General features: G+C 62.3%; 2 protein-coding genes. One reads left to right on the top strand and one right to left on the bottom strand.

All coding sequences use genetic code 11. The features are described 5' to 3' along the window. Positions 1-324 precede the first annotated feature (324 nt). Positions 325-633, bottom strand: coding sequence for a hypothetical protein (locus tag EZM81_RS17975; protein ID WP_136646735.1), 309 nt, complete (start codon positions 631-633; stop codon positions 325-327). Positions 634-653: 20 nt separating this feature from the next. Between EZM81_RS17975 and EZM81_RS17970 the strand changes: the two genes are divergently transcribed. Beyond that, complete coding sequence (locus tag EZM81_RS17970) at positions 654-1,193, top strand: low temperature requirement protein A (protein WP_136646734.1); 540 nt, start codon at positions 654-656, stop codon at positions 1,191-1,193. The last annotated feature ends 31 nt before the right edge of the window (positions 1,194-1,224 follow it).

Raw genomic sequence — 1,224 nt, 5'->3', positions numbered from 1 at the left:
GTTCTGGCTATGACGCGACAACGAGTCCTGACCCTAGATTGAACCGAAATGCACGAATCCTTGATTGCCAACTCGAGGGGACCGCATACAATTGTGCCGCGCAGGAGATCGCCTCGCAGGGCACCAATGATGCCCACCTCCGGGCGCGCCAGAGAATTGGGATTGATACCAGCATGGCAGGGCAGCGAAACGTCATCGCTCGCTGACAGTGTGACTCCTTCAATCTTGCCGAGCCAAGACTGCGGGTCGAAGCGTCTGGCATCTCCGGCGGGCGCATTGCCCAGCCCGGCATCACATTATTCAGTTCGCGCGCTCAATAACGCCCTACCGCACGACCGGACTGTCCGCGCAGATCTCGATCTGTCGGATGGCGGGTGTGTAGATGAGAATGGCTTCGTTGGGCGGACGATAATAGATCGTGCCCCGACGCCCGTCGTCATGATGGTCATGGACGCTCGAGAGCGGCCCGCCGTTTCGAACGATCAGCATGATCGACGCTGGGTGCGCGGCAGTGGCAGGCAAATCCAGCGCCTTCACCGTGCAGGCCGTCTTGAGTTGCAGATCTTCGCCCGCTTCATCGAGATCGGTTCTCTGGGCCGGCTCGATCCGGGCCGCGCCGGACATGCGGGTCATGATGTGGGGGTCTGGCGCTGGTGCTGGACATCGCCACCCCTTTCCTTGTTGCCTCCGAAACCCACCGGGCGCCGCCGCACCCGGAACATCTGCTCGAACGCTTCGGCCTGTTCACCATCATTCTCCTCGGCGAAACGGCGGCGGCGGCGGTCAATGCGCTGGACCACGGAACCGAGTTGCACGGCGACACGCTGGTGGTGGCCCTGCTTGGCGCGTTCCTCGGTTTTCTCTACTGGGTCGGCTATTTCCGTCGCGCGAGGGGAATTGCCGAAAGGCACGTCGCGGATGCGACTGCGGGACGTAACCTGCGCCTCTGGGCCTATGGTCACATTCCCCTCTATCTGAGGATCGCAAGTCTGAGGGCCAAAGCAGTCTATCTCGCCCATCATGCCAGCCTTGAAGGGGCGGCCCCCGTGGGTCTTTGGCCTCGGTGCAGCGCTTCCCATGACCGAGGTCACGCTTGTCTCGCTTTCAACCTACCGTCGAAGGCTCGCATCCGGGTGGCCCTACTTTCTGATCGCAGGCCTGGCCGCCTTGGCTCCGGTCGCAGCATCGACTGATTGTGCCCCGCAGGGTGGTGTAAGAGCGTCG

This window comes from Tabrizicola sp. YIM 78059 (genome assembly GCF_004959785.1).
GTDB lineage: Bacteria > Pseudomonadota > Alphaproteobacteria > Rhodobacterales > Rhodobacteraceae > Tabrizicola > Tabrizicola caldifontis.
The sequence above is the reverse complement of the archived record's forward strand: the minus strand, read 5'-3'. Positions and strand labels throughout refer to the sequence as shown.